Here is a 5973-nt window from a genome sequence, read left to right as displayed (position 1 = left end):
ATACATTTGGCTTTGCCATGATTGGTGCCATTTTCCTTTGTCTGACGTATGTACCGATGATGTCGGCCTTGTTTATGAAACCTGTTCAAAACAAAAAGAACTGGTTTGGACGATTTGAACGCTGGCTGGAAAAGGTTAGTGATAAAATAATAGATGGCATTCAATGGGTTTATTTGCCTTTGCTAAAAGGTGCGCTGCGTTTTAAAGCAATTGTGATCACCGTAGCTATTGTGCTACTAGTAGCAGCCGGTTTCATTTTTTCACGTATGGGAGGGGAGTTTGTGCCACAGCTTGATGAAGGAGATATCGCGATGCAGGCACTCATCAGGCCCGGAAGTTCCCTAAGTGAGTCTAAAGAGGTATCAATCAAGATTGAGAACCTGTTGCTGGAAAGTTTTCCCGAAATAAAAACAGTAACTGCCAGAATTGGGGTGGCCGATATCCCTACGGACCCCATGCCGATGGATATAGCCGATATGTACCTCATATTGGAAAAAGATAAAGATAAATGGGTTTCAGTTGAAACCAAGGACGAGCTAATTGAGCAAATCAAGGAAAAGCTGGAAACCAATCTGACCGGGGTTAACCTGGTATTTACCCAGCCGGTAGAGCTGCGTTTTAATGAGTTGCTTGAAGGGGTACGGGAGGACATTGCCGTAAAACTCTATGGCGAAGACCTGGAAGTGCTTGCCGCAAAAGTGCAGGAAATGGCGGATATAATTTCTACCGTGCCAGGAGCCGGTGATGTAAACCCAGAACGTACATCAGGACTTCCCCAAATGACCGTTCGTTACAATCGGGATAAAATTGCCCAATATGGATTGGACATTCAAAAGATCAATGAGTATGTGAGTTCAGCCTTTGCAGGTGGTGTGGCCGGGGTGATTTTTGAAGGTGAAAAAAGATTTGATCTGGTCATCCGCTTTGATGAGGCGCACCGGAAAAGTATTGATGACCTGCGCACACTCTACATTGATCTACCCGATGGTACCCAAGTTCCGATAAAAGAAGTGGCCGACATTAGCTATGTGCCTGGCCCCATGCAAATCTCCAGAGACAACACGTATAGACGTACTTATGTGGGAGTCAATACAAGAGGTCGTGATGTGGAATCAGTCGTAAACGACATTCAGAAAAAACTGGATGCACAACTAGACTTGCCTCCGGGTTATTATATTTCCTACGGTGGGGAGTTTGAAAATCTGGAAAGGGCTAAAAGCAGATTAGCAATTGTTGTACCCATTGCTCTCTTTCTCATCTTTGTTCTGCTCTACTTCGCCCTGAAATCATTTTCTCAATCCATTATGATCTATATAGCTATTCCACTGGCAGCTATTGGGGGAGTATTTGCACTATGGGTTAGAGATATGCCATTTAGTATTTCAGCGGGAGTTGGTTTTATTGTGCTTTTTGGTGTAGCTGTCCTGAACGGTTTGGTATTGATCAACCGATTTAATTCCCTAAAAGAGGAAGGAGTCACCAGCATCAGAGACCGCATTTTTACAGGAACTAAAGAACGGATCAGGCCTATTATGCTTACCGCAACCACGGATATTCTTGGATTTATGCCCATGGCGTTTTCAGCATCTGCCGGAGCAGAAGTGCAGCGGCCTTTGGCTACTGTGGTAATTGGTGGTATGCTTACTGCCACCTTGCTTACGCTGGTAGTGCTCCCAGTGCTATACACTCTTGTAGAAGGAAGAAGTGACAGAAGAAAAAGCCTGAAAGCACCGAATGCTAATGTGATCATTGCCCTGATCGTTTGTGGTGGACTGGTTGGTTTACCGGCTGTGGCAAATGCACAGCAGCAGGGACAGGAGAAAGACAGCCTACCTACGATCACATTAGAACAGGCCAGAAAGCGGGCTGTAGAAAGTTATCCTAAAATTCAATCGGCACGTCTGGAAATTGAAAGCCAGCAGGCTCTCAAGAAAACAGCTTGGGACTTAGGGAATACCCAAATATTTACTGGTAAAGAGGAAGTGGGCAATGGATCGGATGGTGTCTACACACAATTTGGCATCCAGCAGCAGCAGATTGATGTGTTCGGTATAGCACCACGTTTGAAATTGCAAAAGGAACGGGTGGCATTGGCAGAAGCCGCTCTGGATTTGTCTGTAATAGAACTGGAAAGGGAAGTAAGTCAGGCCTGGGCGCAGGTATATGCTTCAAAGAATAATTACCAGGTGTATGAGCAGTTGGATTCGGTTTTTACCGATATTGAAAGAGCCGCACGAATCCGCTTAGAAACAGAAGCCACTTCCAAGCTGGAATATTTGGCTACTTCCAACCAGGCCAATCAGGTACAGATACAGAAGGAGCAGGCGTACAGAGATTATCTCAGCGCCTTGCAGCGGCTCAACCTTTGGTTTGCCAATGATACCCTCTTTACCGTGCCGGATATCCCGGCCACTCACTTGGATGAACCGCTGAATTATGTAGCCGATTCCCTAATGAACCATCCTATTTTGAATGTTTCAAAACAACAGGTAGATGTAGCGGATGCGACCATAAAAGAAAGGCGTTCGCAGTTTTTTCCACAGTTGCAAGGCCAATATGGACGACAACAAGTTGATGGGCAATCAGGATTTTATCAGTACCAAATTGGTATTCGGATCCCTTTGTTTTTTGGGCCTGAGCTTGGCAGAACACAATCGGCCAAAATACAGCGGGATATTGCAGGACAAAACCTGCGACAAAACCAGTTGGAGTTGAATGCAGCTTATCAGGAAATGAAAGAGCAGTATCTGAAATGGCTTTATTCATGGAACTACTACAGGGATGAAGCACTACCCCTGGCGCAGGAACAACGAGCCGGAGCTATTTTGGCTTATCGGGAAGGGGCCATTGACTATGTGACTTTTCTGCAAAACATCAGGGATGCCATTCGCATAGAGGTGGACTCATGGAATGCCTTCGGCAACTACCTGAATAGCCGCTACCAACTGGAATACTATTTAAAAACATCAAATTAAGCATTTAATAAAACCTGAATGGATAATCAGATTAAAAATATAAACACAATGAAAAAGCAAATCATATATATACTGGCATTGGTACTGATGGTATCGGTATTTACGGGCTGCGATAACAACTCGGCTGATAACTCAGGTGATGCCTCTCACGAAGAACACAGTGAGGGCGAGGCTGGGCACGAGGGTGAAGAAGGAACTAATGAAGAAGGGATGGCTGAGCTTCACCTTTCGGATCTCAAGTTTGAAAGCCTGGGCATCAAAATTGACACACTACCCATTCGCTCACTATCGGGCGTGGTAGAAGCAAATGGCCAGTTAGAAGTGCCACCTCAGCATGAAGCAACCGTTACAGCTATTCTGGGAGCCAACGTAACCTCCATCAAAGTGATAGAGGGAGACCAGGTTAGCAGAGGGCAGGTATTGGCCTATATTTCTCATCCCAACCTGACCAGGTTACAGACTGACTATGTAAGGGCTTATAGCCAATTACAGTTTCTGGAAAAAGAAAACCAGCGGCAGAAAAGGCTCTATGAAGAAGAGGTAGGTTCCGGAAAAACTTATCAGCAAATTCAGGCGGACTACCAGGCCATGAAAGGTGAGGTAAAAGGCTATGAAGCCCAATTGAAGCAGCTAAGCCTGAATGTGGAGAAGATACGGAGTGGGGAAATCTATGGGTACGTACCTGTAGTCAGTCCCATCCATGGATTCATACAAAAAGTCAAGGTTCAGATTGGTCAATATGTAGACCCTCAGACCAAGATGTTTATGATTGTCAATACCGACCACATTCATGCCGACCTGATGGTGTTTGAAAAGGATATTTATAAAGTAAAGGTAGGACAAAAAGTGTCCTTTACTGTGGAGTCTGTTCCGGGAAATACGCTGACTGCCAAAATCTATTCGGTAGGCAAACAATTTGAACAAAACCCGAAAGCGGTGCATGTACACGCAGAGATAGATCAAAAAGAAGATTTTTTGATCCCGGGGATGTATATCAATGGTAAAATAAGAACGGGTGATAATCAGGTAAAAGCCTTGCCGGAAAGTGCCATCATAGAAGAAGAAGGCAAGCCTTATATTTTTATGGCGGAAGCGCATGAAGAAGATGGCAAAACCGAATGGGCGTTTAAAGCCATAGAAGTACGAACAGGTATCACAGAAGACGGATGGGTAGAAATTAAATTGTTAGAGCCACTTCCTGAGGGCACAAAAGTAGCCTGGAACAACGCTTATTACCTAATTTCTGAAATGAAAAAAGGGGAGACTGGTGACGATGATTAAAGATAGAAGTATGAAAAAAACAATATTCAAAATATCGAGAATGGACTGCTCCTCTGAGGAACAGTTAATTCGTATGAAATTGGAGTCGTTTTCCAATATAAAACACCTTGAATTTGACATACCTTCCCGTCAACTTGGAATTTACCACATTGGTGACATAGATCAAATTCATCAGGCTATCAGCGAGTTGAACCTAAACGATAAATTGGAAAACACAGAAGACGCTGATTTGCCTTCAGTTGTTGACGAATCGCATCAAAGGAAAATACTATGGTGGGTACTGGGCATCAATTTCAGCTTCTTTATAATAGAAATGACTACCGGCTGGATTTCCAACTCTATGGGACTCATAGCCGATTCACTGGATATGCTGGCAGATTCCATCGTGTATGCACTAAGCCTGTTTGCTGTGGGTGCAGCAATGTCTCGCAAGAAAAAAGTAGCTAAAATCAGTGGCTATTTTCAAATGGGTCTGGCACTATTAGGCTTTTCAGAAGTATTGCGCAGGTTTTTCAGCGAAAGCGAAACACCGCTGTTTCAATGGATGATAGTTATAGCAATTCTGGCCCTTATCGGCAACTTGGTTTCCCTATGGTTGATCAATAAAGCCAAAAGCGATGAAGCGCACATGCAGGCCAGCGCGATATTTACATCTAATGATATTATAGTGAATGGAGGGGTAATACTAGCTGGGATTCTGGTTTATTTTCTAAAAAGTAAATGGCCGGATCTGGTTGTTGGTGGTGTTGTTTTCTCCTTTGTTATGCGTGGTGCTTTTCGAATACTGAAATTGGCAAAATGATTATGGGACATAATCACAATCATTCACATAATCATTCAGAGGGCAATGTAAAAGTAGCCTTCTTTCTCAACCTTGCCTTTACAATCATTGAGATCATTGGTGGTCTCTATACCAATAGTTTGGCTATCCTGTCGGATGCACTGCATGATTTAGGAGATAGCCTCAGTTTAGGACTTTCGTGGTACTTTCAGAAGCTATCCAAGAAAGGTAGAACCAAGACATTCTCTTACGGGTACAAACGATTCTCATTGCTTGGTGCGATAATCAATTCGATTGTGTTAGTGGCAGGGTCAATATTCATCCTGACAAAAGCGATTCCTGAACTCTTTAATCCTGGGGAAACAAATGTTGAAGGCATGCTCTATCTATCGATTTTGGGAATAGTAGTAAATGGTGCAGCTGTTTTCAAACTCCGAAAAGGAGAATCTCTGAATGAAAAAGTAGTTTCACTACATCTTTTAGAAGATGTCTTGGGATGGGTGGCCGTTCTTATAGGTAGTGTCATTATGATGTATACAGATGCACCATTTATAGATCCGTTACTCTCAGTACTAATCTCGCTTTTTGTTTTGTACAATGTTTACAAAAACCTCAAAAAGAGCCTTTTAGTAATTCTTCAGGGCATTCCCGAGGAAATTTCCATTGACGACATTCGGCAAAAGCTCAAGAACATATCAAAAGTTACTGACATCCATGACTGCCACGCATGGTCGATGGACGGCCAGTACAACATTCTTACACTTCACCTTCGACTAGATAAAGACTACAAACTTTCAGAACAAGCTAAGCTCAAAGAGCAAGTAAGAACACAATTAAAAGATGAATCGATTAATCACATTACCATAGAGTTTGAAGCACAGGGTGAAAACTGTGAGTTGGAGGATTGTTGATCAAATCATTTGATAAGTGATGAAA

Annotated in this window: 4 protein-coding genes; all 4 read left to right on the top strand. The window is 43.2% G+C overall.

All coding sequences use genetic code 11. The annotated features are described in order from the left end of the window. A partial coding sequence (locus AAC037_RS18135; RefSeq protein WP_339904552.1) for an efflux RND transporter permease subunit occupies positions 1–2975 on the top strand: 2975 nt, incomplete at its 5' end. A 48-nt stretch (positions 2976–3023) separates the two neighbouring features. Further along, entirely contained in the window at positions 3024–4256 is a 1233-nt protein-coding gene (locus AAC037_RS18130) for an efflux RND transporter periplasmic adaptor subunit (protein WP_184497481.1), read from the top strand. A gap of 10 nt (positions 4257–4266) precedes the next feature. Beyond that, a complete protein-coding gene (locus AAC037_RS18125; RefSeq protein ID WP_339904550.1) occupies positions 4267–5058 on the top strand; it encodes a cation transporter in 792 nt (263 codons plus the stop codon). Positions 5059–5060: 2 nt separating this feature from the next. Further along, positions 5061–5948: a cation diffusion facilitator family transporter gene (locus AAC037_RS18120; RefSeq protein ID WP_041935341.1), complete on the top strand. Its 888-nt coding sequence runs from the start codon at positions 5061–5063 to the stop codon at positions 5946–5948. Positions 5949–5973 lie beyond the last annotated feature (25 nt).

Origin of the sequence: uncultured Cyclobacterium sp., from assembly GCF_963976465.1 — a bacterium.
In the GTDB taxonomy this organism is placed as follows: Bacteria; Bacteroidota; Bacteroidia; order Cytophagales; family Cyclobacteriaceae; genus Cyclobacterium.
The sequence above is the reverse complement of the archived record's forward strand: the minus strand, read 5'-3'. Positions and strand labels throughout refer to the sequence as shown.